The following is a 26,864-nucleotide window of genomic DNA, read 5'->3' as shown; positions in this document are numbered from 1 at the left end:
CAGGTCATGCTTTATCGCGCCTGTTAACAGGCGCTAATAACCAGACGTTCTACGCGATGAATAGCCTCGCGTAGCGTCTCACAGGTAACGACATGGGGCATATTGCCCATATCCGGTGCCGTCACGGCCGCGTTGACGATGGCTGCGTTTTCCTCAGGGGTTAGGGTTGGTGCAATCGCTGCCAGTGATGTCGGAATGGCACACGCCTTCGCCAACGCAATGGCCTCAAGCAATTCCTCATCGCTACGCCCTTCCAGAGCCAGCAAACAAAGATTGCCAAATCCCACCAACAGACCATGGCCGTAAGCACGCGTTTTATCGCACACGGTAAAGCCCTCGTAGAGCGCATGGGCTGCCGCCGCATGAGCGCCATTGCTCATCAACGAGGTCAACCCGGCAAACAAGAAGACGGCATCAAGCACCTGATCCAACGCCGGTGTTGCCTGCCGTTGCCGCACTGCATCACAGGCGGCGGCACCAAACCGGGCAATCTGTTGATAACAGAGCTGGCTGTTTGCCATGGAGGACGCACCAAAACCAGTGACATCTCTATCACCGCTAATGGCACGCAGTTCATACCATTTTGCCAGCGTATCGCCCAGCCCCGCCGCCAGCCAGCGCAGCGGCGCTGTGGCAAGAATATCGGAATCAATAATCACCGCGGCGGGTGCCACCGGCAGAGGGTACAGATCGCGAAAGTGACCGTCATCATGATAGCGGATCGTCAGCGGCGTCACCGCGGCACAGGTCGCTGCAATCGTCGGCAGGGTGATAACCGGGCGGGAAGTTTCCAGCCCGACGGCTTTGCCGGTATCCAATGCCTTCCCACCGCCCACGGCGATAATCACATCGGCAGCATGGGTTCGTACTGCTTGTGCCAAACGTAAAATCTGTGTTTCGCTGCACTCGCCGCCGTACCAGACATCAGCGCATTTGACCACCCCGACAGCTGCCAGTTGTGCATCAATCAGGGCTGATGTCCCCTCCAGCGCAGTCTTGCCACCCAAAACCACAGCACGTTTACCCAGCGCAGCGGCTAGGGTGCCCAACTGGTTAATCGCGCCCGCGCCGCGTACCACGCGCGCGGGAAAGTAGACCTGTTGCATGTTATCTCCATGAATATTCTGTCAATTGGCCGACGCAGGGATTACTGCGCACACTGGCGCAACGCCGCGATACACTGTTGGTTGGCGGCCTCTGATCCCACCGAGATCCGGATCCATTGAGTGTATCCGGCTTCCAGCCAGGGCTTCACAATCACCCCAAAATGCAGTAAACGCTCAGCCAGTGCAGCGCTATCCTGCCCGACATTCACAAACAGGAAATTGGCCTGCGACGGCGCCACACACCATCCCAGGGCGTGCAGTTGCTCTCTGAGCCAGGCGCGCTGCTGCGTGACATGCGTGACGCTGCGAGCCACATGCGCCACATCCAGCAGTGCCGCCTGCGCCGCAGCCTGCGCCATACGATTGATATTGAACGGCGTGCGCACGCGATCGAGCAGTTCCACCATCTCAGCGTGACACGCCAAACCATACCCCACGCGCAGGCCAGCCAGACCGTATGCCTTGGAAAAGGTGCGCAACACAATCCACGGTCGCGTCTGCTGACGTAGTACGGAGAGGCTATCGGGATAATCAGGGTGTGCAGCGCAATACTCGTAGTAAGCCTCGTCGATCACCAACACGCAGTCCGGCGGCGTCATGGCAATCAGGCGTTCAAACCCTTCACGCCCCAACATGCAGCCCACGGGGTTGGAGGGATTACTGAACACCACCATTTTGGCCGGTTGTGACAGCGCCTGCGCCCAGGCATCCAGGTCGTATTCCATTTGCGCATTCACCGGTACCAGCGTCACCTCTGCCCCTAACATTTTGGGATACAGGTGATGCAGGCCAAAAGAGGGCACCAGCGTGACAACCCGATCGCCCGGATTGAGAAAAGCCAGACACAGCATTTCCAGCAGGTTTTCCGAGCCGTTGCCCATCACCACCTGCTCCGACGTCACCCCGGTGCGCGCGGCAATCACCGCACGCAATTGGAGACTGGCCGGATCGGGATAACAGGCGGTGCGCGTCACCTCTGCCCGCAGCGCCGCGTCGGCTAACGGACTCATGCCGAGCGGATTTTCATTGCTGGCAAGGCGGGCAATATCCGTCACAGCAAAACGCTGGCGCACCGCATCGTCAGACAATCCGGCGTTATAGCGCCCCAGTTGGCGGGCTTCGCGCCGCGCCAGTCGTTCAATCGTTTGTTTCATGATGACCTCAGCGGCGCGCTCGGTTAACCCTTCACCATCGGCAAGTTCAACCCATGCTGTGCAGCACACGCGATAGCACTCTCATAGCCCGCATCCGCGTGGCGCATCACGCCCGTAGCCGGATCGTTCCACAGCACGCGCGCCAGACGCTCATCGGCCTGTTCGCTGCCGTCACACACGATCACCGTGCCCGCATGCTGTGAGAAGCCCATGCCAACGCCACCGCCGTGATGCAGGCTGACCCAGGTTGCGCCACCCGCCGTGTTTAACAACGCATTGAGCAGCGGCCAGTCGGATACCGCATCCGAGCCATCACGCATCGCTTCGGTTTCCCGATTGGGTGAGGCAACCGATCCGCAATCCAGATGATCGCGGCCAATCACAATCGGCGCTTTCAGCTCACCATTGCGCACCATTTCATTGAAAGCCAGCCCGGCCAGATGGCGCTCGCCCAATCCCAGCCAGCAAATGCGCGCCGGTAATCCCTGGAAGGCGATGCGCTCTTGCGCCATGTCGAGCCAGCGGTGTAACGACGTATTCTCGGGAAACAGTGCTTTAAGCTTGGCATCGGTACGCGCGATATCCTCCGGGTCGCCAGACAGCGCCACCCAACGGAACGGGCCTTTGCCCTGGCAGAACAACGGGCGAATATAGGCAGGTACAAAACCGGGGAAATCGAACGCGTTAGCCACGCCCTGTTCCAGCGCCATCTGGCGGATGTTGTTACCGTAATCCACTGTCGGGATGCCCATATGGTGGAATTCCAGCATCGCCTGCACATGCACCGCCATTGAGGCTTTGGCTGCCTTTTCTACCGCCTTCGGATCGCGGGTGCGCATCTCTGTCCAGTGCGCCACGTCCCACCCTTGCGGCAGATAGCCGTTAATCGGATCGTGCGCCGAGGTTTGATCGGTCACGATATCCGGACGCATACCACCGGCCTTGGCGCGTTTCACCAGCTCCGGCACCACGTCCGCCGCGTTACCCAGCAGGCCCACAGAAATGGCGCGTCCCGCTTTGCACGCTTCATCGATCATCGCCAGCGCCTCATCCAGATCGGTAGCTTTGTAATCGAGATAACGTGTGCGCAGGCGAAAATCGATACGAGACTCCTGGCACTCGATCGCCAGCACGCTGGCACCGGCCAGCACCCCCGCCAGCGGCTGCGCACCGCCCATGCCGCCCAAGCCGGCAGTCAGGATCCAACGCCCGCGCAAATCGCCGTTGTAGTGCTGCTGTCCTGCTTCGGCGAAGGTTTCGTAGGTTCCCTGCACAATGCCCTGCGCGCCGATGTAGATCCATGAACCCGCTGTCATCTGGCCGTACATCATCAATCCGTCACGGTCCAGCTTATTGAAGTGATCCCAGTTGGCCCAGTGCGGCACCAGATTCGAGTTGGCGATCAGCACGCGCGGCGCGTTTTCATGGGTACGGAACACCCCCACCGGTTTACCGGACTGCACCAACAGCGTTTCATCCCCTTTGAGGGCGCGCAGAGAGGCTAAAATCGCGTCAAAGCAGGCCCAGTTACGCGCTGCCTTGCCAATCCCACCGTACACCACCAGATCTTCGGGCCGCTCGGCCACGTCCGGATCCAGGTTATTCTGGATCATGCGGTACGCCGCTTCGATCAGCCAGTTTTCACAATGCAGTTCACTGCCGCGGGGTGCTCTCACTTCACGCGCACCCGTCTGTTCTACAGATGAGGTCATAATGCTGTTCCTTTGATATTCGGTTAATGTCCGTAGCCTGTCAGATCACTGGGCGCGAGAAGGCAGCAATGCAGCCACCTGTTCCGGCCACTCGGCCTGGCTTGCCCAGCGACACATGGCGGCGATATCCGGTGCCAGATAGCGGTCTTTATCGAGGAAAGTCACCGCCTGACGAATGCGCGCCAACTCTTGTTCCAGCAAGGTGGAACTGCGTAACGGGCGGTGGAATTCGATACCCTGCGCGGCCGCCATAGCCTCAATACCCACCACGGCCGCCGTGTTGTCACACATCGCACCTAAACGACGGGCCGCGTAAGTAGCCATCGAGACGTGATCTTCCTGATTGGCGGAGGTCGGCAGGCTGTCAACGCTGCCGGGGTGTGCCAGCGATTTGTTTTCCGATGCCAAGGCGGCAGCAGTCACTTGGGCTATCATAAAGCCAGAGTTCACGCCGCCTTCAGCCACCAGGAAGGGCGGCAGTGCCGACAGTCCAGTATCCAGCAACAGCGCCAAACGGCGTTCAGAAATCGCGCCAATTTCCGCGACGGCAAGAGCAATAATGTCAGCGGCGAATGCCACCGGTTCGGCATGGAAGTTACCGCCAGAAATCACATCACCGTTGTCGGTAAACACCAGCGGGTTGTCAGACGCCGCGTTGGCTTCAATTTGCAGAATGCGCGCCGCATGCGTCAGGTTATCCAGACAGGCCCCCATCACTTGCGGAATACAACGAATGGAATAGGGATCCTGCACCCGGCCACAGTGAATATGCGAATCCATGATGCCGCTGCCTTTGAGCAGCGTATCCATCGCCGCTGCCACCGCAATCTGACCCAGTTGGCCGCGCGCTTTATGGATACGCGAATCAAATGGTTTGGCCGAACCGCGAATAGCCTCCAGCGACAGTGCACCGGCAACCAGACCGGCCCCAAGCACCTGCTCTGCGCCAAACAGGCCGCGCAGAGCAAGCGAGGTGGAAACTTGCGTCCCGTTGAGCAGCGCCAACCCTTCTTTCGGCCCCAGCACCAGCGGCTCGACGCCAGCCAGCGCCAGCCCTTCTCGTGCCGGTAGCAGTGCACCATTGATTTTGACCTGCCCTTCTCCCAGCAGCATCAGCGACATATGGGCCAACGGAGCCAAATCACCCGAGGCCCCTACCGAGCCTTTTTCCGGCACGCACGGCATCACGCCCGCATTAAACAACGTCAGCAAGGTTTCTATCACCTGACGGCGCACGCCGGAATGGCCCCGCGCCAGACTGACCACTTTGGTTGCCATCACCAGACGCAGCACGTTATCAGGCAGCAGTTCACCCACGCCGACGCTGTGCGACAGCACCAGGTTGCGTTGCAACTCCGCCAGACGGTCGGCCGGAATGGAGGTGCTTACCAGCTTGCCAAACCCGGTATTGATGCCATAGACCACCCGATTCTGCCGCACGATATCCGCCACCTGCTGGCACGCGGCATCCACATCAGCCCAGGCCTCTTCGGCGAGCGTCAGCGTGACGCCACCGTGATAAATCGCCCGCAGCGTCGCCAGATCGACCGCGCCGGGAGTGAGGCAAATCGACAGGGGTGTTGTTGTCATAATCTATTCCTGTATAGACAAGTTAAGCTGAAGTAAAAACGCCATGGGCGTTTCGAAGTTGCTTATAAAATCACTTTACCCCTCGTCATCCTCGGCGAAAGCCGGGGATCTCTGCCAGAAGAAACGCGTTTCACCTGCAAGAGATTCCCGCCTTCGCGGGAATGACGGAAGTTTCTAATGCGCCAACGCCTGGAGCGTTTCGGCACGTATCTCTTCGGTCACCCGCGCTTTGAGCGCCATAAATTCCGGCGAGGTTTTCAGGGTGTAATCACGATGCCCGTCAAAGGCAACCGCCACTTCGGTTTTGATGCGTCCCGGGCGAGCACTAAAAATCGCTACTCGGTTACCCATAAAGATAGCTTCATCAATATCGTGCGTGACAAACATCACCGTCTTTCGTGACGCTTCCCACACCGAAAGTAAAAGTTCCTGCATCATGACGCGCGTTTGGTTATCCAGCGCGCCAAAAGGTTCATCCATCAGCAATACTTTGGGATCGTTTGCCAGTGCACGCGCAATCGCGGTACGTTGCTGCATGCCGCCAGAAAGCTGGCGCGGATAGTGATGCTCAAAGCCTTTCAGGCCAACCTGATGAATGTAGTAGTCACAACGCTCCTGCTGCTGCGCCTTGCTGATGCCGCGCTCCTGCAAACCAAAGCAGATGTTTTGCGCCACCGTCAGCCAGGGAAACAGCGTATAGCTTTGAAACACCATTCCGCGATCCGCGCCCGGCCCTTCCACCAGCGCGCCATCGAGCCACACTTCGCCGCTGGTCGGCGAATCCAACCCGGCGATGATGCGCAACAGGGTGGATTTACCGCATCCGGACGGCCCGAGAATGGTGATGAAGTCGTTTTCCTGTACCTGATAATCGACGGGCAACAGCGCCTGAGTCTGTTCGCCGCGCGGGCCGGTAAAGATGCGCTCGACCTGACGTACCGCTACTTTGCTGTAGGACATTACAATAAGCTCCAGGAAAACAGGCGTCGGTTCATCGCCTTGAACAGAAAATCCGACAGCAGGCCAATCACCCCGATGACGATAATGCCAAAGATGATCTGTCCGGTATTCAGCAGTGCCTGACTGTCCACAATCATGTGGCCGATACCACTCGATGAGCCAATCAGCTCAGCAACAATCACGTAAGTCCACGCCCACCCGAGCACCAGCCGCAGCAGCTCGGCAATTTCCGGTGCCGCACCGGGGATCAGCACGCGTCGCACCACGCTACCGTTGCTGCATCCCAGCGTGTAGGCCGCTTCCACCAGATCGCGACGCGCAGCCCCGACCGCTACCGCCACCATCAACACGATTTGAAAGAAGGAGCCAATAAAGATCACCAGAATCTTCTGCATCTCACCGATGCCTGCCCACAGGATCAACAGAGGGATAAACGCAGATGCGGGTAAATAGCGGCAAAACGACACAAAGGGTTCGAAAAATGCCTCGCACAGCTTGTACGCGCCCATCAGAATACCGAGCGGGACACCGATGATCGCGGCCAGCAGGAACCCTGCCAACACGCGCATCACCGTCATGGCGATATCTTCAGAGAAGTTATACTGGGTGAAGAGGATCGCCCCTTCACGCAGCATGGTCAGCGGATCGGCTAGAAAGGTGGGTGACACCGAACCGCTGAACGTCACCATTCCCCACAGGGCAAAAAACAGGACAAAAAAGGCCACCCCAAGCGCCACGCGCAGCCGCACGGCAACCGGCCGCAGCGGCACCATCAACGGATTGTGCCAGCGCGGTGCGGCGTCAGGTAACGCCGCAGGCGGCAAGGGCAGTTTGTCAGTCGCGCGAGAATCACTCATCATGCCAATATCCTTATTTCACGTAGCTGGCGTCATACAGGGTGCTGATATCAGGGATCTTGCGAATCACGCCCATTTTCAGCAGCAGTTTGGCCGCTTCGTTGCTGAAGGTCTCAATCTCGCCGCTAAAGAATTTGCGGTTCTGTTCCCGGTCCTGCCAGCGCAGATAGTTGGCTGATTTAGCAAAATCCGCTCCGCTGGATTTCACCGCGGCGCCCATGATTTCGTAAGATTTTTCCGGCTCGGCCTTGATCATTTCCAGCGCATCGAAATAGCTTTCTACCAATGCTTTGGCAGCCTGCGGATTTTTCGCGAGGAAATCCGGCGTACAGCCGAGCGTATCCATCACCATCGGGTAATCGAGCGTGGTGGCGATGATCTTGCCGCTTTCAGGCTTGTCGCGCACCGAGGAGAGATAGGGTTCATAGGTCATGGCAGCATCGTTTTGCCCGGCGAGCAGCGCCTGTGCGGCAGCCTGTGGCGAGAGCGTTGCCGTCTTCACGTCTTTCAGCGTCATGCCGTTTTTATCCAGGATCCACGCCAGCGCAAAGTACGGTGAAGTGCCCGGTGCATCGACGCCAACGGTTTTGCCTTTCAACGATTTGATATCACTGATTGGGCCACGCACCGCCAAGCCGTCAGCGCCATAGGATTTATCCAACTGCACAATCTGTTTGATCGGTACGCCGTTGGCGTTCCAGGCGACATAGGTTTCCACCGTGGTGGCGGCACATTGAATCGCACCGGAGGCCACAGCCAGATGGCGATCTTTTTGTGGGATCATTTTGATCGACACATCCAGTCCGTGCTTCTTGAAGATGCCGGCTTTATCGGCCAGCGTCAGCGGCGCAAAACCGGTCCAGCCAGAAATACCGATCGCCACCGGCGTATCTGCCGCCTGCGCCACGCCTGCCGATACCATGCAAAGCGCCATCAGGGTCGCTTTCCAGCCCATGTTACCTCGTGCTTTGTTCATTCGTTCCGCTCCTGTGAGAGAAGTCATTACCCATGCGGCAAACTGTGCCAACGTTATTGTCCAAACTTGTATAGACAACCTAGCAAGCAATGTGCCAATGCCACAGAAGCGGCGTTTAGCCCTTTATTGGCGGGAATAGTGTGAAAGTTTCATGCAGGAAAGCAGGTTCCAGAATAGTGCATTGCTCCCCTTTGGCGCACCATGATGATTCGCCATTAACGAGGCAGCTCGCAGAAACACGCTTGCCGCCCTGCATAACCGGTCATCAGCAGCACAGCACTGTCCTTGCACTATTGTCTATACATATACATACGCGCATAAAATTCGCTACACTGCACAAAAGCGTAGGGTCAAGGAGAACACGGTGGTGACACAGCAACGCGCATCGCAACTTGCAGGCGCCATGAGCGATATACCTGCCCCCATCTATCAACGGGTCAAGCAGGCGATTATCAGCCAGATTCGCACCGGTGCCTGGCAGCCGCACCAGCGTATTCCGTCAGAGAGCGAGTTGGTCAACGAGCTCGGCGTTAGCCGTATGACGATTAACCGCGCGCTGCGCGAGCTGACCAGTGAAGGCTTTTTGCTGCGCATGCAAGGGGTCGGTACCTTTGTCGCGGAGATCAAGGCCTACGCGGCCATGCTGGAAGTGCGCAATATCGCCGAAGAGATTGCCGAACGTGGGCATCGCCACAGCAGTCGCGTATTGGCGCTGCAAAGCCTGAAAGCGGAAAGTGAGCTGGCAGAACAGTTTGATATCTCGCCGGGGCAAACGCTGTTCCATTCACAGATCGTCCATTACGAAAACGATCTTCCGGTCCAACTGGAAGATCGCTACGTCAATCCGGTGGAAGCGCCGGACTATCTGCAACAGGATTTCACCACCCGCACCCCCTACACCTATCTCAGTCAGGTGGCACCGCTCACCGCCGGTGAACACATCGTGGAAGCTTTTATTCCTGACGACCACCAGCGCCAGGTGTTGGCGTTAGATCCGCAAGAGCCGTGCCTGATGATCCGCCGCCGTACCTGGCACGACGCACGTATTGTTACCGTCGCTCGCCTTATCTATCCCGGTTCACGCTATCGCCTGCTGGGCCGTTTCAAGACCCACGGCTGATGGCTGTCAGGGGTTGCTCTCGCGGCGAAATACTGCGGTGTAGAGCAACCAGGCATCCTCAGTCAGTGGCGTGAGATCGCGTTGAGGCTGTTGGCTTGTCCACCACACGCCTTGTCCCGCCTGACAGATTTCCTCACCAATGCGCCAGCGGCCGTCCATCACATAGAGCACGCCGGCTTCCTGCGCGCCCAGTGACATCGCATCACGCACCGCCATCACGGTGGCATAATGACTGTCGCGCCGGGTCATGATATTAAAATCCCGGTTGGCAGCATCCCCGTCTTGCGCAACGATCGGCGTGGCGGAAAGCGGCGTTTCACCGGCAAAAAACAGCGGCTCGCCGCGCCGCAAACGGTGCGAAAAAGCCGGAAAGCGCAGCGAAACACCGGAGCCTTCCAGCAAGGTAATAATGCGATCAACGCCCGGAAAGGCAGAAAAGTCACCGGCCTGCGCAATAGTGGCAATACTGGCGCGCCAGGCAAATTCGTCCCCCTCCACCGCTGGCACGCTGATAATTTCCCGCGTTTCTCCGCCGCCATTGCGCCAACGGCTGACTGGCAAGGTGTTCACATCAAAAAATCGCATCAGAGGCTCCCCAACGCATCCATGACCATGGCGAACTGGCGGCCAGATTCATCATCCAACGCATGACGCCCCTGATCGATTACCTGTTTCCCGGCAACCCACACATCGCGAATCTGCTGGCGCTCACCGGCAAACAGCCAGCGATTGAGCAGCGCGCGGTCCGGTAGACCGTGCAACCAGGCATTATCCTCCAGCACCAGCCAATCGGCGCGATAACCCGGAGCCAGCGCGCCGATGGCAACCCCACAGGCTGCCGCGCCGCCCGCCAGCGCCTGCCGATAAAGCACTTCTCCGACCGCAGGCTGGTCAGGCGTCACCACCCGGTTACGCCGTCTGTCACGCAAGCGTTGCGCATATTCCAACCAGCGCAGCTCTTCCAGCAGGTTCAATGAGACATGGCTGTCTGAACCGATGCCCCAGCGACCGCCCAGTGCGACATACCGGTCCAGCGCAAAGATGCCATCGCCAAGGTTGGCCTCTGTGGTCGGGCACAGGCCCACAATGGCTCCGCTGGCCGCTACGCGCTGTAGCTCGCGTTCATCCAGATGCGTGGCATGAATTAACGTCCAGCGCTCATTCACTGCGAAGCGATCGTACAGCCAGTTCACGGGCCGTTCGCCGCTCCACGCCACACAGTCTTCTACCTCTTTCATCTGCTCGGCAATGTGAATGTGCACCGGCAACGTCGCGGGCATGGCTGCCAGCACGTCGTTGATTTGGCTTTCACTGACGGCACGCAGCGAGTGAAAACAAATCCCTGCCGTGTGCAACGGCTTATCCCGTAACAGCGTTGCCAATCGCTGCTGCTGGGCTAAATAGTGCTCGGTATGCTGGATGAAACGCCGTTGCCCCGGCAGCGCAGGCTGGGCACCAAAACCGGCGTAGCTGTAGAGCACTGGCAACAGAGTTTGGCCGATGCCCGCGCGCTCTGCCGCCGTCATCAGTTGCAGCAGCATGTCATCCTGCGCGTAAGGCTGCCCGGCCGGGTCGTGATGCAGGTAGTGAAATTCAGCAACCTGGGTATAGCCCCCTTTCAACATCTCGATATAGAGTCGGCTGGCAATAGCACCGACCTGTTCCGGCGTCAGGTGGCCCACCAGCCGGTACATCAGATCGCGCCAGGTCCAGAAACTGTCTTGCGGATCGCCCGCCACCTCTGCCAGCCCTGCCATCGCGCGCTGAAAAGCATGCGAATGCAGGTTCGCCATCGCAGGCAGCACGATGCCCGGCAAAGGCTGCGTTTCTTCTGGCGTGGCATTTTGCACGACGTCAGTAATCACGCCCTCGGCGGAAACGGCAATGCGGACATCGCGCGCCCATCCCTGCGGCAACAGGGCGCGCGGAGCGAAGAAGCTCGGCATGGTTGATCCTTTACGGTTGTGGTTTGAGTTGTGTTACTGGTTGTCTATACCTATACATACACCAGCTCACCGGCCAACGACTATAGTGAATTATTATGGTCACAATAAGAAAAAGCTATCCTGCGCCCCTTGTCGTCCCGGTGCGGGTAGGTTAGCTTGTCTTTGGTTGTATATACAAGAAGAGTGACATCATGACTCAACGATTATCCTGCGACAGCCTATGGCTTGGTGCAGATCTCGTCACCCTGCGCGATGGACGCTACCAGATCATTCATGATGGCGCGCTGGCAGTAGCAGAGGGCAAGATCGCCTGGGCTGGGCCACGGGCACAGCTACCGGCCTACGACGCCGCTAGCACCACCCACTTCGACGGCGGCATCCTTACGCCGGGCTTTATTGATTGCCATACTCACCTGATGTTCGGTGGCGATCGCAGCGACGAATTCGAGCAACGTCTCAATGGCGTAAGCTATGCCGACATCGCGGCCAACGGCGGCGGGATTCTCTCCACCGTGCGTGCCACTCGTGCCGCAACGGAACAGCAGTTGGTGGAAAGCGCACGACAACGATTAGCCTTGATGTTGGCCGAAGGCGTCACCACCGTCGAAATCAAATCCGGCTATGGGTTGGATATCGACAGTGAAATAAAAATGCTACGCGCCATACGCCAGTTGGCTGCGCAGGTGCCCGTGCAGGTGGTGGCTACCTGTCTGGCAGCCCATGCAGTGCCACCGGAATATACAGGGCGCGCCGACGCATGGATCACCACACTTTGCGATCGGTTGCTGCCGCGGGTCGCGCGCGAGCAGTTGGCCGATGCCGTGGATGCATTCTGCGAGCATCTGGCATTTTCACCCGCGCAGGTTGAAACGCTGTTTAACACCGCCACCCAGTTGGGGCTGCCGGTAAAACTGCACGCGGAACAGCTCTCCGCTCTGGGCGGAAGCGCCTTGGCGGCGCGCTACCATGCGCTCTCTGCCGATCATCTGGAATACCTGACGGAAGCAGACGTTCAGGCCATGGCCGCCAGCGGTACGGTTGCCGTGCTGTTGCCGGGTGCTTTTTACCTGCTGCGCGAAACGCAGCGACCGCCGGTGGAGTTGCTGCGCCAGTACGGCGTGCCCATGGCTATCGCCAGCGATGCCAATCCCGGTACCTCACCGGCCCTTTCTCTGCGTCTGATGCTCAATATGGCGTGCACCCTGTTTCGGCTCACACCGGAAGAAGCGTTGGCGGGGGTCACCTACCACGCAGCTAAAGCGCTGGGACTGCAAGCGAGCCATGGATCGCTGGAAATCGGCAAAGTGGCCGATTTTGTACACTGGCCGCTAGCGCGTCCGGCAGAATTAACCTATTGGCTGGGGGGGCAGTTACCCTGTACCACCGTTTATCGAGGGAGTGTTCGTCATGGAACCGTTTGATTTTCAAAGCGGCACGCTGCCGTTGCTGGTCAGTATTCCCCACGCGGGAACCCGTCTCACGCCTGAAGTCGAAGATGGGCTGAGTGATGCCGCGCGCCTTCAGCCGGATACCGATTGGCATATTCCCCAGCTGTATGATTTTGTGCGCGGGATGGGAGCCAGCGTATTGGTGGGCCACTATTCGCGCATGGTGGTCGATCTTAATCGCCCCGCCGACGATACGCCGCTTTACGCCAGCGCCACCACAGGACTGTTTCCCAGCACCTTGTTTGTCGGCACGCCTACTTTTGTCGCGGGTAAAACACCGACGCCCGAGCAGCGTAACGGCTACCTGCAACATATCTGGCAGCCCTATCACCAGCAAATCCAGCAAGAACTCGCTCGCCTGAAAGCGCGTTACGGCTATGCGCTGCTGTTCGATGCCCACTCCATCGCCTCACACATTCCGCGTCTGTTTGACGGCAAGCTGCCCGATTTGAATATCGGCACCAACGGTGGCGAAAGTTGTTCCAGCGCGGTGGAAGCCGCAATACGCGCATGCTGTGACGCGCAGGAGCAATACCGTTGGGTGATTAACGGGCGTTTCAAGGGCGGCTACATCACCCGCGCCTACGGGCAACCCGCGCAACAGCAACATGCAGTGCAGTTGGAATTGGCACAGTGTAACTACATGGAAGAGCAAGCGCCCTTTGCCTGGCATGCAGAGAAAGCGGCAGCCTTGCAGGTTCAGTTAAAAAAGCTGCTGGAAAGCTATCTGGCCTGTTTCTGACCGTTTCAGGCTGGCGCCACTCGCCAGCCTGAACATACTGTTTATTCCGCCAGCGCGCGCATTTCGGCGATCAAATCGCTTTTGCCCTCAAAGCCAATGCCCGGCAGCTCCGGCATCACAATATGCCCTTGATCCACCCGCACGGCATCGGGGAATCCGCCGTAAGGCTGGAACAGATCTGGATAGCTTTCATTGCCGCCCAACCCCAACCCGGCGGCAATATTCAGCGACATTTGATGCCCACCGTGTGGAATGCAGCGTGCAGACGACCAGCCAAACTGCTCCAGCACCTCGAGCGTGCGCAGGTATTCACACAAGCCGTAAGACAGGGCGCAATCAAATTGCAGATAATCTCTGTCCGGGCGCATACCGCCATAACGCAGCAAGTTACGCGCATCCTGATGTGAGAACAGATTTTCTCCCGTGGCCATCGGCCCCGGATAGAACTCACTCAACGCCGCCTGAAGGGCATAATCCAACGGATCGCCCACCTCTTCATACCAAAACAGCGGGTAATCACGCAGCATCTTGGCGTAAGCGATGCCGGTTTCCAGGTCGAAACGCCCATTGGCATCCACGGCAAGCTGGGCCTCGCTGCCAATCTCTTCGAGCACGGCTTCAATACGCCGACGGTCTTCCTCTATCGACGCGCCGCCAATCTTCATTTTCACCACGGTGTAACCACGACGCAGGTAGCTGCGCATCTCCTGCTTCAAGGCATCCAGCGCTTTGCCGGGATAGTAGTAACCGCCCGCGGCGTAAACGAACACGCGCGGATTGGCGCGCACACCTTTACTATCCGCCAGCAGATGAAACAGCGGCATACCGGCTATTTTGGCGGTCGCATCCCAAATCGCCATGTCCAGCGTTCCTACCGCCACCGAGCGCTCACCGTGCCCACCCGGTTTTTCGTTTTTCATCATGGTGTTCCACACCCGATCGGGATCGAGATTATCGCCGCGCGCATTAAGCAGCGTTTCCGGGTCAGCCTCCAGAATACGTGGACGAAAGCGCTCGCGAATCAAACCGCCCTGCCCATAGCGCCCGTTGGAGTTAAACCCGTACCCGACAACCCGTCGACCATCGCGCACCACATCAGTCACGACGGCGACCAGGCTAGTCGTCATGTGCGAAAAATCGATGTAGGCATTTCTGATCGGGGAAGCGATGGGTTTGGTGACTTCACACACATCGATAATACGCATAGCCAAATCTCCTGATGGTCGCTAAGCCAGCGGCAAAAACCAGCCCTTGTTACACGCACTGTTATGCCGTTTTCTTAACATGAAAAATGTCATATTCTGCGAGAGCAATGCCCTAAAGCACGCCATAGCGTCTATAGTAGGGGCATTGCTCGGCGGATGACCAATGCGAAAAAGGAGCGCTGTAATGCCAAATCGGCATCACTTAGAACTGGCCTGGTTGGAAGACGGGATAGCACTGGCCGAATCGCTCAACTTTTCAAAAGCGGCGGCGGCACGGTATGTGACACAGCCCGCATTCAGTCGACGTATTCAGGCACTGGAAGCCTGGGTCGGCGTGGCGCTGTTTGAACGCAACCGGCGCGGCACGCGGCTGACTCAGGCGGGGGAGGTCTTTTTTCATCAGGCACCGGATCTGATTCGAGCACTCTATGCCCTGCGCAGCGAAACGCGCGACAGCGTAGAACAGCGCGCGCCCGAGGTCATTATGTGCGCCACCCATGCCCTCTCGTTCACCTTTATTCCCGATTGGCTGAGAAGCAACAGCGATATCTCGCGTGATGGCGCATTTCAGTTGGTTTCCGCCACCCTGCACGCCTGCGAACGCATGCTGACCCAGGGCGGCGCACAATTTCTGCTGTGCCATCACCATCCGCATATGCAGTTACACCTGCCAAGCCAGAAGTTTATGAGCATTTCGCTCGGTCAGGATCGGCTGATTCCCTATAGCATTCCCACTGCCGGTACCCGCAATGCCCGGTGGACTGTTGATGCCGCGGGAGGGTTTCCGTTTCTCGCCTACAGCGCGGATTCTGGATTGGGGCGCATTATCAGTAATACCGCACCGCTGCACCGCCTGACGCGCACCATGGAGACGGTGTTCACGTCCGATTTGGCTGCCACGCTGTTGGCGCTGGTGAAAGCCGGTGAAGGCGTCGCCTGGCTGCCACACGCACTGGCCGCTGAAAGTGAGAAAAGTGGAGCCATTTGTCGGGCTGCCCGCCACGAAGAGAAATGGACGATCCCGCTGGATATCCGGCTCTATCGCCCGGCAGCACGGCTAGCGACAGGGGCAGAAACGCTGTGGGAGAGCGTACTCGCCGGACATCAGGCGTCACCGCCCTGATAGCGTCCCGGTTTGTGCCAGTTCATCAGCATGGCATTCATTGCCAGCGCGCTGAGCGCGGACCACAAAAGCAGCAGCAACGGCATTTTGATCAGAGAGAGAAGAAACACCAGCGCATCCAGCACCATCTGGCTTTTGCCTGCGTTGATGCCAAAGCGACGATACATCCACAGCGTCACCACACCGGTGCCGCCAACAGAGGCATTATGGCGCGCGAGGGAAAGTATCCCCATGCCGATAAAGGTACCGCCTACCAACGCGGCGAACAGCGGATGCAGGTAGCTGATAGTGATTAACATCGGTACCGCCTGCGTCGCCAACCCCAGCGTGATGCTGACAATCAACGTTTTTATCGTGAAAGCGCGCCCCATGCTGAAATAGCAAAACACCAGAAACGGGATGTTGACCAGAGTGAACAGTAACCCGATGGAGAGCGGTAGATAGTAGGAGATAAGCAGTGCGATGCCGGCAATACCGCCGGTCACCATGCCAGAAAATTTAAGCAAATTCAGGCCGACGGCGATAAACATCACGCCCAGCGCCAATCCGTAAATATCATCCTTTAAGGTATGTGCCGTTGCCAGCGGATTGATTTTTGTTGGCACTGCCGCTGACCTCATGATCGACTCACATTAGCCATAAGAAAAGCATATAATTCCACATATATTGATTATACATGCATTATATGCCATTAACACCTGATATCTATGCACCCATTATTTGCTGCACGGGGAAAGGATGCACAGGCACATTTGTCGCACCTCTTCCAGCGCCTGCTGGATAGCTGGAAGGCGAGCAGCAAAGCGGTAGGAAGGAAGCACCACCGACAAGGCGTGCGCCGATCTTCCCGGTACCGGCAGCGCAATCCCAACGGCACAGACGCCTTCCGCATGCTCTTCCCGGTCGTAAGAAAAGCCGTTGGCACGCACTTCGGCTATCTGTTGCAGCAGCGCTGGCAGCGAAACCGTCGTCTGGGGCGTTAACGCAGGCATCTGATCGTGTAGCAGTGCCGTAATCTGCGCATCGGTTAATAACGACAGCATCGCCTTGCCGTTCGCCATGGCATAAACCGGTTTGGGACGATCGTGTATCGGAACTACGCGCACCGCCTGATCGCTGATAATTCTGTCGAGGAAGATCACTTCCCGACCATGAAAGGTTGAAATATCGACCGTTTCACGCGTCTTCTCAAACAGCAGCTCGAGCGGGTGGCGCAACTGTGCCGCCACGTCAGAATAGGCGTTTCTCGCCAGCTCATTAATGCCCCAACCCAACCGCACGCCGCCTTCGCCGCACTCCACCAAATGTTCCGCCGCCAGCGTATCGACAATACGTTGTACCGTTGAGCGAGGAAGATCCGTCAAGCGCGCCAGTTCGCCCAGGCTGGTTCCCCGTTCGTGCAACAGGCGTAATATTTTGATTGCTCTGGAGATAACCTGTATCCCCGCCGTTTTATTCATCACTTGCCTCAAAACTGTATCGCAATGCGGTTAATATTGTATTGTTTTTAGCTAAGCGTATTATAGCTTGATGACGTCGGGATAGCATCGCTTCACCATCACGATGTCAGAGGTGCTTCGCAGCGTTCTCGCCATCGCTATGCTGGCAGGAGCCGAATGTTATCTGCGGAGTAACCTGAAACGGTGTGAATTATCAGTTGATACCCTATCAGGCAACGAAAAAGATCGCGGGTATCTTGAACAGTTTGTTTTCAGGAGGTTTACCGTGGGATATGCCACTATCAACCCGTACACGGGTGAAGTCATTAAAACGTTCCCCGACGCCACTGACGCAGAAGTCACTGACGCCATCAGTCAAGCACACAACGCTTTCCTGGCATGGAAAGAAACCCCGTTTTCCACCCGAGGGGCCATTCTACAAAAGGCCGCCACGCTGCTGCGTCAACATAAAGAAGAGATGGCACGCCTGCTGACGCTGGAAATGGGCAAGCTGGTCGCAGAAGCGCGGGCAGAAGTGGAGCTATCCGCTCAAATTTTTGAGTACTACGTCAAGCACGCAGAAGGCCTGTTGGCTCCCGAAACGCTGCCGGTCGCCAACCCGAAAGAAGCCACCGCGCAGATTGTGCACGAGCCGCTGGGCGTGCTGCTGGCTATCGAGCCGTGGAACTTCCCTTACTATCAGATTGCGCGCATCATCGCACCGCAGCTTTCTGCCGGTAACACCATTCTGTTGAAACATGCCTCCAACGTGCCGCAAAGTGCCGCCCGGTTTGAAAAACTGATGCACGATGCCGGTTTGCCTAAAGGGGCGTTTACCAATCTGTATGCCACCCGTAAGCACATCGAAATGATCCTCAACGATCCGCGCGTGCAGGGCGTAGCGTTGACCGGTTCGGAAGGCGCGGGTGCCACCGTAGCCCAACAGGCCGCACTGGCGCTGAAAAAATCTACGCTGGAATTGGGCGGTGCCGATGCTTTCGTGGTATTGAAGGATGCCGAACTGGAAAAAACCGTCAAGTGGGCCGTGTTTGGTCGCCACTGGAACGGCGGACAGGTGTGCGTCTCTTCCAAACGAATGATTATTGAAGATGCGGTGTATGACGCGTTTCTCGACCGCTACACCCAGGGCGTTGCGGCATTACGCACCGGCGATCCGTTGGATGAAAACACCACGCTGGCTCCGCTCTCTTCCCAACAGGCCGCTGATGAAGTAAGACAGAAGATCCAACTGGCGGTATCACACGGCGCAACGGCGCTGGAAGTGGGCCCGAAAGTGCCGACTCAGGGTGCCTTCGTACAACCGACTATCCTCACCGACATTACGCCAGACAATCCCGCCTACCATATGGAGTTTTTTGGCCCGGTCTCTATGCTGTTCCGTGCTAAAGATGAGGATGATGCGGTACGTATTGCCAACGACTCACCGTTCGGTCTTGGGGGTTCAGTGTTCACCCGTAACGGCAAACACGGGGCTGAAGTCGCGACCCGCCTGTCCACCGGGATGGTGTATGTGAACCACCCAACCCGCGTGAAGGCCGATCTGCCGTTTGGCGGGATCCGCCGTTCCGGTTATGGACGTGAGCTGACCGGGCTGGGCATTAAAGAGTTTGTGAACCACAAACTGATTTCTGTTGTTGATATTGATGCTGAATTTTAAGGAAACGCCATGAGCACCCTACGACTATTGGGCATTGCGGGCAGCTTACGCCGCGCCTCTGCGAATAAAGGGCTGTTGCGCGCGGCGCAAGCCGCTCTGCCGGCCAATACCACCCTTGAGATCGCCGACCTGCTGGATGTGCCGTTTTACAATGCCGATCTGACCGAGATCCCCGCTGCCGTGCAGCGCATCGCGCGTCAGGCGCAACAGGCTGACGGATTTGTCTTTGCCTGTACCGAATACAACTACTCGGTGGCACCGGCATTGAAGAACATCCTCGACTGGCTTTCACGACTGCCGGACAGCCAGCCGCTGAGCGGCAAACCGGTGGCGCTGATGGGTGCCGGTGGCGGTATGGGGACCTCACGTGCGCAGTATCACTTGCGCCAGAGCGCCGTGTTCCTGAATCTGCAACCGCTCAACAAGCCGGAAGTGTTCGCTAACGCTTTCGCAGGCGGTTTTGACGATCAGGGCAACTTGCAGGATGAAAAAATCGCGGCACTGATCGGCGAACAGATGAACACGTTGGTCGCGGCAATCAAGTCCACCCGCTAATCAACGCATCACGGCCTGTACCGACCTGATTGAAGACGGTACGGGCCTATTCCCACCCTTCGACACGTTTTGTCCTTTGCTAACGTTGGTATAAATACAGCATTTCGTTCGCCAATTCCCGTACCAACAATGACGTCATCAAGTGGTCTTGCGCGTGCGCCATGATAGATGTCATCGGCACATCAGTTTCTCGTGCAACCAACTGGGTCTGAACCTGATGCGCCACTCTTGCAAACCGATCGGCGCGGGTCATTAGCGCAGTGGCTTGTTCAACCTGACCGTGACGCGCCGCCTGCAACGCCTCCAGACACAGGCTGCGTGACTCATCCGCATTGACAAGGATTTCCATTGCCGCTTCTTCTGCTTTAACCATCGTAATACCACCCCTATTAGGCATTGAATCAAAACCGTGCTGTTTCACCCTCCTGGTCGCACTTACAGCACGCATCCATCGCGCTGCCGTACTGCCAGATCCTGTGCACAAGACTGCGTGGTTTTTTACCCTTTCCTTTTAACAATATTGTACCTGTGCACAGGCATCGATAAATGTCCCAAATGGCACAAGACAGGTCATCGCCGTATTCACAGCGACCTCTGGCAAGCCTAAGGGATTAAAATTGATACCATAGCGATCGGAGATTTGAGCGTCTTTAATAAAACGCGACTACGTTTCAATCTAGACAGCCATTTCGGCCTGAAGGTAGCGGACAAAGGTGGTGATTCTGGCAGGAACGTGACGCCGCTGCTGATAGACAGCGTGAATGCCCGCATCCTGAGTTGTGAAGTCTGGCAACAATGCCACCAACGCGCCCTGTTCCAGATAAGGTTCAACATCCCAGGCGGAACGCAACAGCAGGCCTCGCCCATCCAGCGCATAACGCATCACCACTTCGCCGTCGTTACTCGACAGATTGCCTTCGGCCTTATGGCTGAACTCCTGACCGTCGCGGTAAAAGCGCCACATCGCATAATCACTTTCGTACTGGCGCAGCACCAGACAGTTATGTCCGGCCAGTTCGGCCACCGTTTGCGGCACGCCAGCACGGGCCAGGTAGGCGGGTGCAGCGCACAGAATTCGATGGTTAGTGCGCAGCCTATGGGCAATCAGGCGTGAATCGGGCGGGGTGCCCACGCGAATATCGATATCGATACCGGCATCGAGCATATTGATGGGCTGGCTCGACAGCTGTAGCTGTATCTCCAATTCAGGATGCAGTAAGGAGAAAGCAGACACCAACGGGGCAATATGACGGCGACCAAAGCCAAACGAGGCGTTTACCGTCAGCTTGCCGCGTAACGTCATTTGGCTGCGGCTGACCGCGTTCTCCAGTTCGGCGATCTCATTCAGGATGGGAAGCGCACCTTCACTGTAGAGTTGTCCTTCCAGCGTCAACTCTAACCGTCGGGTAGTACGTTGAATCAGTTGCACGCCGAGTCGATGTTCCAACGCGCTTAAGCGTTTACTGATGGCAGGAAGAGACAGCCCCATCTCTCTGGCGACCGCCGTCAGGCTACCCAGCGCGACAATGCGACTGAAAAACAGCAGATCGTTCACTTCCCGCATCGATTATTACCTTTAATTCAATAATAGCTTTCCCGTTAGGCTTATTGTTCATCATTTCGACAAGAAATACACTCATTGGGTCTGATAATCGATAAAAACAGGAATGCCATTATGTCTGTACCACGCTACAAGATTGCCGTCATCCCAGGGGATGGCATTGGAAAAGAGGTGATGCCGGAAGGGGTTCGCGTTGTTACGCGCGCTGCCGCGCAGTTTGGCATTGAATTACAGTGGGAATGGTTTGATTTTGCCAGCGCCGACTACTATCTCAAGCACGGTAAAATGCTGCCGGACAATTGGTTCGCGCTGTTGAAAGGCTTCGATGCTATCTATTTTGGTGCCGTTGGCTGGCCGGAAGTGGTGCCCGATCATGTGTCGCTCTGGGGATCGCTGCTCAAATTCCGCCGCGATTTCGATCAGTACGTCAACTTGCGTCCGTGCCGCTTGATGCCCGGCGTCAAAGCCCCGCTCGCCAACCGCAACCCCGGCGACATTGATTTCTACGTGGTGCGGGAAAATACCGAAGGGGAATACTCCAGCGTCGGCGGCATGATGTTTGAAGGCACTGAGCGCGAAATCGTGATGCAGGAAACCGTGATGACGCGCGTCGGCGTCGATCGCATCCTGAAATTTGCCTATGAACTGGCGCAGAAGCGACCGCGCAAACACCTGACGTCTGCCACCAAATCCAACGGCATTGCCATCACCATGCCGTATTGGGACACGCGCGTTGCCGCGATGGGGCAGAATTACCCGGAGGTGAAAGTCGACAAGTTCCATATCGATATTCTCACCGCCAATTTTGTGCTGCATCCAGACTGGTTTGATGTGGTCGTCGCCAGCAACCTGTTTGGCGATATCCTGTCCGATCTTGGCCCCGCCTGCACCGGCACTATCGGTATCGCGCCTTCCGCCAACATCAACCCCGAGCGCACGTTCCCCAGCCTGTTTGAACCGGTGCACGGTTCCGCTCCGGACATCGCCGGTAAAGGCCTCGCCAACCCGATTGGTCAAATCTGGTGCGGTGCCATGATGTTGGAGCATTTGGGGCACGCAGAGGCAGGTGCGGCGATTTTACAGGCCATCGAAACCGTGCTGGCACAAGGTCCGACACAGGCACCATTAACCCGAGATTTGGGCGGCAGCGGCAATACAGAAACCTTAGGCCGCGCGATTGCTGATGCGCTTTGAAGCTGGAACGTTAGACATAAAAAAAGCCGTTTTCACGGCTTTTTTTTAATTTGCGATGGCTATCAGTACATAGCGCCCGGCGGAACATCTTTGTGGGCAAGAACATAAGCAGCCAGGATTCTTTTCAGTAATTTACGCACGATTTTTGGCCTTTTTAACGTAACCGATAATGAAGTTGCAGGTGATGTTGTCTTCTGTTAACAGAGTGTACGCTCGTCATAATCACGACGCAAGTTTTTGTGACACACATCACAAAAAATTTTTGTATGCGTGCCGTCGCGTGCAGAAACTGGCGATATTCACACGTGCAGGTAGCTCATCTCGGCGCTCGTTATGTTATCTTATTAAAATATGAAGAACTTTTAATCACATCACGTGATAGTTTCCCGGCAGTTGCCGTGAAGGCAAGTTCGTTCAGCGGCCAATATCGCGCCGATATCGCTGTTTTACCCGTAACGCTGCCGCGCTGCGACGGCATGCAGGACGCCATGGAAACCTGGAAACTCAACTTATACGCCGCCTGGGTGGGATGCTTTTTTACTGGCCTTGCCATGAGCCAGATTCTGCCGTTCCTGCCGCTCTATATTGAACAACTCGGCGTCACCGACCACGCTGCTCTGAGTTTGTGGTCAGGGTTGATTTTCAGCTCTTCGTTTCTGGTCTCGGCCATCGTCGCGCCGCTGTGGGGCAGTCTGGCAGATCGCAAAGGGCGCAAGCTGATGCTGCTGCGCGCCGCGTTGGGTATGGCGATTGTCATGGCGCTACAAGGCCTGGCCAGCGATGTCTGGCATCTGTTTATCCTGCGCACCTTAATGGGGCTAACCTCCGGCTATATTCCCAATGCCATGGCGTTGATCGCCTCGCAAGTGCCGCGTGAAAAAAGCGGCTGGGCGCTGGGTACGCTTTCAACCGGCCAAGTGGCTGGCGTAATTATCGGCCCGCTGCTCGGCGGCTTCCTCGCCGACCACGTCGGGCTGCGCGTGGTGTTCTTTATCACCGCAACCTTGCTGTTCATGTGCTTTTTGATCACCTTGTTCACCATCAAAGAAGGGGTTACCAAGGTCACTAAAGCCAATCGCCTCAGTGGCAAAGCGGTGTTCTCTTCCCTGCCCTACCCGGCGTTGATCGTCAGCCTGTTTGTCACCACCATGATGATTCAGCTCGCTAACGGCTCTATCAGTCCGATACTGACGCTGTTTATTCGCGAACTGACGCCGGACACCAATAATCTGGCCTTTCTCAGCGGCGTGATCGCTGCGGTTCCCGGCGTTTCAGCCCTGCTGTCAGCGCCTCGGTTGGGCCGTCTGGGCGACAAAATCGGCGCGCACCGCGTGCTGATCGCCGCACTGGTAGCCTGCGTACTGCTGTTTTGTTTGATGTCCACCATCAATGATGCGTTACAACTGGGAATACTGCGTTTCCTGTTGGGTTTTGCCGATGGCGCACTGATGCCTGCGACGCAGGCGCTGCTGTTGAAATACAGCAGCCAGCAGGTGACCGGACGAATTTTTGGTTACAACCAATCCTTTATGTATCTGGGCAATGTGGCAGGTCCGCTGCTCGGCTCCGGCGTGTCCGCCATGATGGGGTTTCGCTGGGTGTTCATCATGACTGCACTGCTGGTGTTGGTTAATACGCTGCATATCGCCTGGCGCTTCCGACAAATCCCCGCTAAGCCGTGATCGCTCCTCCGTTATCCCATAGCGTTATTTACCTCAGGGAATAACGCCAGGATTTATATACGGATTATTCATAAAACGTCCCTTTACCTTGGCGACAGCCACCGTTCGGCAGTAGGATCGATAGCGGTTTTTTGTGGTCAACGAAGGAGGTTTTTATGTACACAGCGTATGACAGATACAGAAACCCGCTGGAAACGGGCTGTCGTGTAATGCAAAACGGTTCTCGTCTGGTGGGTACCATTGCCGCCATTCATGCAGATAAGCTGAAACGAGAAGACGTTCGCAACGCCAAATGCGTGGAACTCAATGGGGTCAGTGACTACTTCTCCCCTGATGAACTGATGCGTTTGGGCCGTGCCTAACACGGCTTTCGTCTCCCTTCGGGCGTGTTAGCACGCCCGATGCACGTTTTCTCTCACCACCGACCCGTTATGGGTGATCGAACCAGTCGCGGTTTTGCTCTGCTATCGGCGTAATGGAATAGATCATCTCTTGCAGATGTTCGCGGATTGCCGCTTCTGCCGCATCCGGATCGTGCGCTTTCAGGCTGTTAAAAATCAGGTAGTGCTGCTTGATCAAATTCAGCGGTGGAGAAACCTGACTCAGGCTGAGAAAACGAACCCGGTCCATGGTCGCCTTAATTGACTCGATGGTTTCCCACGCCAACGGGCAGCGTGCCACCTGCGTCAGCAGTTGGTGAAAATCGTCATCCAGGCTGAGAAACTCACGAATCTGCTCATTCTGTGCCGCCAATTCCTGCCGGTGCAGATTGTGCTCCAGCACCAGTAATTGCTCATCGGTCACGAACTCTGCGGCCCGGCGCGCAATAGCGCACTCCAGCGCCTGGCGGATAAAACGTGCGTCAGCCACCCGTTGTTCCGAAATTTTCATGACGAAAGTGCCGCGCTGCGGCAGTACCTGCACCAGCCCCGCTTCTGCCAGTTTGATAAACGCCTCACGCACCGGCTGGCGCGAAACGGAAAAACGGGTTGATATCTCTTTTTCTGACAGTAACTTACCCGGCGGAATCGCGCACTCCACGATATCCTTACGCAGGATACGATAGATTTGCTGATTGACCGGCTCATTACTGTTGATCTGAAAGGAAGTTTCCATACATCGCTTTTGACTATTCGAAAGTATTACCCTTCATAATACATGCTAATTCTTTGTCTTACCTACCTTCTTTTCCTCTCCATTTTTCCCAGCACGTCATAACAGATAACGGCGGCATACCACTCTGAATATCAGAGCAATGTAGGCCGCCGTATGAGGGTTCGAAGAGGATTTAATCCGGGATCATGAACCTGGGTGCAACAGACGCACAGGAACCTTAGCCACCACTTTACGCACCGGGGCTTCATGTTCTACATGGCAAAGTGGAGCATGAATATCCCACGGGAATAAAATGACAAAATCACCCGGCGTTAACACAATATCCTTTTCTGTCCCCGCTTTACTGCGATAGAAGTAATTGTCTTGTTCAGGATGCGGATCGTCGGGTAACGACTGAAGCACAGGTCGGTATTCCAACCGCTCTTGTCCAGAAATAACGAATTGCACGTCAATGTTGTCACAATGCGTTTCTGCAATACGCGCCTGACTGGGTGCCGTCGTTGCCTGAAACGTTTTGTACACCACGTCTTGCTGATGCATTTCACCGTCAGGGTGTTGAGCAAAATCAATCCCCTTCAGCGTCTCTAACACCTGATAGATCGCTGCCGGTAACTCTAAGCGAGACGCCGCTAATTGAGCAATATTGCCAACTATCATCGATTCCCCCTCTATTTCGCTAACGCGACAATCTCAGCCCAGACACCGTCATCAACAACAATCCCTTGGTCGCGTTGCTGCTCGCGCATTTTTACTTCCATTTCACCAGGGAAATAGACAGCGCTTTTACCTTCCGCGGGTTGGGATGTCTTCACGTAGTCAGCAATGCTATCAGCCAAACGGTCGCTGAATTCGCTGCCACCGAGTTGGGCGGGATCAAACACCATGAATATCTGGCTGGCGCCGGTGCAACTCCCCTTTTGAATTTTATCAATTTCATTGGTTGGATGACCCGCAGAGAGCAATGCCGCCATGGCATCCAGCAAAATGGCCATACCAGAACCTTTCCAATAACCGGTAGGCAGAATACGCATTGACTCTTCGATGGGGCCCGGTTCATCCGTTAAGTTGCCGTCTTTATCAAACCCACCCGGGAACGGCAGTTTTTCGCCTTTGAGGCGTGTTACCTGCAATTTTCCGTAAGCGTACTGCGACATCGCCATATCCAGAACCAATGCCCCCGCCTTGCGCGGCACGGCCATAACAAACGGGTTATTCCCCAAACGTGGGTTCTTTGCATCCCATGCAGGCATACAAGACTCGGTATTGGTCCAGCAGATAGCAGCATAGCCCTGTTCAGCCGCTTTCCATCCATACGTGCCGCCGCGCATCCAGTGCGTTGTGTTCTTCAGCGCCACGATACCAACACCATTTTCACGCGCCAGCGCGGTCGCGCGTTCAACAGCAAACAGCGCATTGGTTATGCCCACACCTTGTTGACCATCATAGATTTCCAATGCACCCAGCGCTTTGACACACTCGGGCTCAGCATGAATATCTACCCAGCCTTTATTGACGTAGTCGACAAAACGGGCAACGCGGTTTAATCCATGGGAGTAAATACCGTCGCAGCTGGATTCGGTATGTATTTGTGCGCACGTGTCTGCTTTTTTCTGATCCAACCCGGCATTGATGAACGCCTTTTTAACCGTTTCTTTCATAACATCAAATTGAATTCTTTGCATATTATCCTCATTCTTTTG

27 protein-coding genes are annotated in these 26,864 nt (G+C 56.4%); 9 read left to right on the top strand and 18 right to left on the bottom strand.

Going from position 1 to position 26,864, the window contains the following annotated elements; genetic code table 11:
* Positions 1-23 precede the first annotated feature (23 nt).
* From J5069_RS13125 to J5069_RS13095, 7 genes are all read right to left on the bottom strand, one after another.
* Positions 24-1,106, bottom strand: a complete 1,083-nt coding sequence (locus J5069_RS13125; RefSeq protein ID WP_264644293.1) for an iron-containing alcohol dehydrogenase family protein — start codon at positions 1,104-1,106, stop codon at positions 24-26.
* Positions 1,107-1,147: 41 nt separating this feature from the next.
* A complete protein-coding gene (hisC, locus tag J5069_RS13120; protein ID WP_264644292.1) occupies positions 1,148-2,260 on the bottom strand; it encodes a histidinol-phosphate transaminase in 1,113 nt (370 codons plus the stop codon).
* Positions 2,261-2,283: 23 nt separating this feature from the next.
* Positions 2,284-3,972: a urocanate hydratase gene (gene hutU, locus J5069_RS13115; RefSeq protein WP_264644291.1), complete on the bottom strand. Its 1,689-nt coding sequence runs from the start codon at positions 3,970-3,972 to the stop codon at positions 2,284-2,286.
* Positions 3,973-4,017: 45 nt separating this feature from the next.
* Entirely contained in the window at positions 4,018-5,562 is a 1,545-nt protein-coding gene (hutH, locus tag J5069_RS13110; protein WP_264644290.1) for a histidine ammonia-lyase, read from the bottom strand.
* A gap of 174 nt (positions 5,563-5,736) precedes the next feature.
* Entirely contained in the window at positions 5,737-6,522 is a 786-nt protein-coding gene (locus J5069_RS13105) for an ABC transporter ATP-binding protein (protein ID WP_264644289.1), read from the bottom strand.
* Positions 6,522-7,295 carry an ABC transporter permease gene (locus tag J5069_RS13100; protein ID WP_195313864.1) on the bottom strand — a complete coding sequence of 258 codons (774 nt, stop codon included), beginning with the start codon at positions 7,293-7,295 and terminating at the stop codon, positions 6,522-6,524. The genes J5069_RS13105 and J5069_RS13100 overlap by 1 nt, the downstream gene beginning before the upstream one ends.
* Before the next feature lie 97 nt (positions 7,296-7,392).
* Complete coding sequence (locus tag J5069_RS13095; RefSeq protein WP_413542233.1) at positions 7,393-8,334, bottom strand: ABC transporter substrate-binding protein; 942 nt, start codon at positions 8,332-8,334, stop codon at positions 7,393-7,395.
* A 385-nt stretch (positions 8,335-8,719) separates the two neighbouring features.
* Here J5069_RS13095 and hutC point away from each other — a divergent pair, with 385 nt between their 5' ends.
* A complete protein-coding gene (gene hutC / locus J5069_RS13090) occupies positions 8,720-9,475 on the top strand; it encodes a histidine utilization repressor (RefSeq protein WP_413542229.1) in 756 nt (251 codons plus the stop codon).
* 6 nt (positions 9,476-9,481) lie between these two features.
* On the opposite strand, the gene J5069_RS13085 is transcribed toward hutC, so the two are convergent.
* Positions 9,482-10,060 carry a HutD family protein gene (locus J5069_RS13085; protein WP_264644287.1) on the bottom strand — a complete coding sequence of 193 codons (579 nt, stop codon included), beginning with the start codon at positions 10,058-10,060 and terminating at the stop codon, positions 9,482-9,484.
* Positions 10,060-11,421 carry a formimidoylglutamate deiminase gene (locus tag J5069_RS13080; protein WP_264644286.1) on the bottom strand — a complete coding sequence of 454 codons (1,362 nt, stop codon included), beginning with the start codon at positions 11,419-11,421 and terminating at the stop codon, positions 10,060-10,062. Before J5069_RS13080 ends, J5069_RS13085 begins: the two co-directional genes overlap by 1 nt.
* Positions 11,422-11,612: 191 nt before the next feature.
* Between J5069_RS13080 and hutI the strand changes: the two genes are divergently transcribed.
* On the top strand, positions 11,613-12,842 hold the full coding sequence (gene hutI / locus J5069_RS13075) for an imidazolonepropionase (protein WP_264644285.1): 1,230 nt from the start codon (positions 11,613-11,615) through the stop codon (positions 12,840-12,842).
* Positions 12,829-13,611, top strand: coding sequence for an N-formylglutamate deformylase (hutG, locus tag J5069_RS13070; RefSeq protein ID WP_264644284.1), 783 nt, complete (start codon positions 12,829-12,831; stop codon positions 13,609-13,611). The genes hutI and hutG overlap by 14 nt, the downstream gene beginning before the upstream one ends.
* 41 nt (positions 13,612-13,652) lie before the next feature.
* Here hutG and J5069_RS13065 read toward each other — a convergent pair whose 3' ends face one another.
* Positions 13,653-14,822, bottom strand: a complete 1,170-nt coding sequence (locus J5069_RS13065; RefSeq protein WP_264644283.1) for a mandelate racemase/muconate lactonizing enzyme family protein — start codon at positions 14,820-14,822, stop codon at positions 13,653-13,655.
* Positions 14,823-15,000: 178 nt separating this feature from the next.
* Here J5069_RS13065 and J5069_RS13060 point away from each other — a divergent pair, with 178 nt between their 5' ends.
* Entirely contained in the window at positions 15,001-15,939 is a 939-nt protein-coding gene (locus tag J5069_RS13060; RefSeq protein WP_264644282.1) for a LysR family transcriptional regulator, read from the top strand.
* On the opposite strand, the gene J5069_RS13055 is transcribed toward J5069_RS13060, so the two are convergent.
* Positions 15,921-16,559 carry a YitT family protein gene (locus J5069_RS13055; RefSeq protein WP_264644281.1) on the bottom strand — a complete coding sequence of 213 codons (639 nt, stop codon included), beginning with the start codon at positions 16,557-16,559 and terminating at the stop codon, positions 15,921-15,923. The genes J5069_RS13060 and J5069_RS13055 overlap by 19 nt on opposite strands.
* Positions 16,560-16,655: 96 nt before the next feature.
* A complete protein-coding gene (locus tag J5069_RS13050) occupies positions 16,656-17,399 on the bottom strand; it encodes an IclR family transcriptional regulator (protein ID WP_264644280.1) in 744 nt (247 codons plus the stop codon).
* A 265-nt stretch (positions 17,400-17,664) separates the two neighbouring features.
* Here J5069_RS13050 and J5069_RS13045 point away from each other — a divergent pair, with 265 nt between their 5' ends.
* Together J5069_RS13045 and J5069_RS13040 are read left to right on the top strand one after the other, a co-directional pair.
* Positions 17,665-19,056 carry an NAD-dependent succinate-semialdehyde dehydrogenase gene (locus J5069_RS13045; protein WP_264644279.1) on the top strand — a complete coding sequence of 464 codons (1,392 nt, stop codon included), beginning with the start codon at positions 17,665-17,667 and terminating at the stop codon, positions 19,054-19,056.
* Positions 19,057-19,065: 9 nt separating this feature from the next.
* Positions 19,066-19,611 (top strand): NADPH-dependent FMN reductase, encoded by a 546-nt coding sequence (locus tag J5069_RS13040; RefSeq protein ID WP_264644278.1) that lies wholly within the window; start codon positions 19,066-19,068, stop codon positions 19,609-19,611.
* 79 nt (positions 19,612-19,690) lie between these two features.
* Here J5069_RS13040 and J5069_RS13035 read toward each other — a convergent pair whose 3' ends face one another.
* Positions 19,691-19,984, bottom strand: coding sequence for a PTS lactose/cellobiose transporter subunit IIA (locus J5069_RS13035; RefSeq protein WP_264644277.1), 294 nt, complete (start codon positions 19,982-19,984; stop codon positions 19,691-19,693).
* A 303-nt stretch (positions 19,985-20,287) separates the two neighbouring features.
* Entirely contained in the window at positions 20,288-21,175 is an 888-nt protein-coding gene (locus J5069_RS13030; RefSeq protein WP_264644276.1) for a LysR family transcriptional regulator, read from the bottom strand.
* A gap of 111 nt (positions 21,176-21,286) precedes the next feature.
* Between J5069_RS13030 and J5069_RS13025 the strand changes: the two genes are divergently transcribed.
* On the top strand, positions 21,287-22,366 hold the full coding sequence (locus J5069_RS13025) for a tartrate dehydrogenase (RefSeq protein ID WP_264644275.1): 1,080 nt from the start codon (positions 21,287-21,289) through the stop codon (positions 22,364-22,366).
* A gap of 62 nt (positions 22,367-22,428) precedes the next feature.
* Here J5069_RS13025 and azuC read toward each other — a convergent pair whose 3' ends face one another.
* On the bottom strand, positions 22,429-22,506 hold the full coding sequence (azuC, locus tag J5069_RS24275) for a stress response protein AzuC (RefSeq protein ID WP_350338160.1): 78 nt from the start codon (positions 22,504-22,506) through the stop codon (positions 22,429-22,431).
* 348 nt (positions 22,507-22,854) lie between these two features.
* Between azuC and J5069_RS13020 the strand changes: the two genes are divergently transcribed.
* Complete coding sequence (locus tag J5069_RS13020) at positions 22,855-24,048, top strand: multidrug efflux MFS transporter (RefSeq protein WP_264644380.1); 1,194 nt, start codon at positions 22,855-22,857, stop codon at positions 24,046-24,048.
* A gap of 155 nt (positions 24,049-24,203) precedes the next feature.
* A complete protein-coding gene (gene ydfZ / locus J5069_RS13015) occupies positions 24,204-24,410 on the top strand; it encodes a putative selenium delivery protein YdfZ (RefSeq protein WP_264644274.1) in 207 nt (68 codons plus the stop codon).
* 67 nt (positions 24,411-24,477) lie between these two features.
* Here ydfZ and J5069_RS13010 read toward each other — a convergent pair whose 3' ends face one another.
* The 3 genes from J5069_RS13010 to yiaK all read right to left on the bottom strand — a co-directional run bounded on the left by J5069_RS13010 (position 24,478) and on the right by yiaK (position 26,846).
* Positions 24,478-25,164 (bottom strand): GntR family transcriptional regulator, encoded by a 687-nt coding sequence (locus J5069_RS13010; protein WP_264626598.1) that lies wholly within the window; start codon positions 25,162-25,164, stop codon positions 24,478-24,480.
* A gap of 183 nt (positions 25,165-25,347) precedes the next feature.
* Positions 25,348-25,821, bottom strand: coding sequence for a YhcH/YjgK/YiaL family protein (locus J5069_RS13005; protein ID WP_264628871.1), 474 nt, complete (start codon positions 25,819-25,821; stop codon positions 25,348-25,350).
* A gap of 11 nt (positions 25,822-25,832) precedes the next feature.
* Positions 25,833-26,846: a 3-dehydro-L-gulonate 2-dehydrogenase gene (yiaK, locus tag J5069_RS13000; RefSeq protein ID WP_264644273.1), complete on the bottom strand. Its 1,014-nt coding sequence runs from the start codon at positions 26,844-26,846 to the stop codon at positions 25,833-25,835.
* Between the last annotated feature and the right edge of the window lie 18 nt (positions 26,847-26,864).

It is taken from the genome of Candidatus Symbiopectobacterium sp. NZEC127 (genome assembly GCF_025962675.1).
In the GTDB taxonomy this organism is placed as follows: Bacteria; Pseudomonadota; Gammaproteobacteria; order Enterobacterales; family Enterobacteriaceae; genus Symbiopectobacterium.
This window is presented reverse-complemented; position numbering and strand designations above follow the sequence as displayed.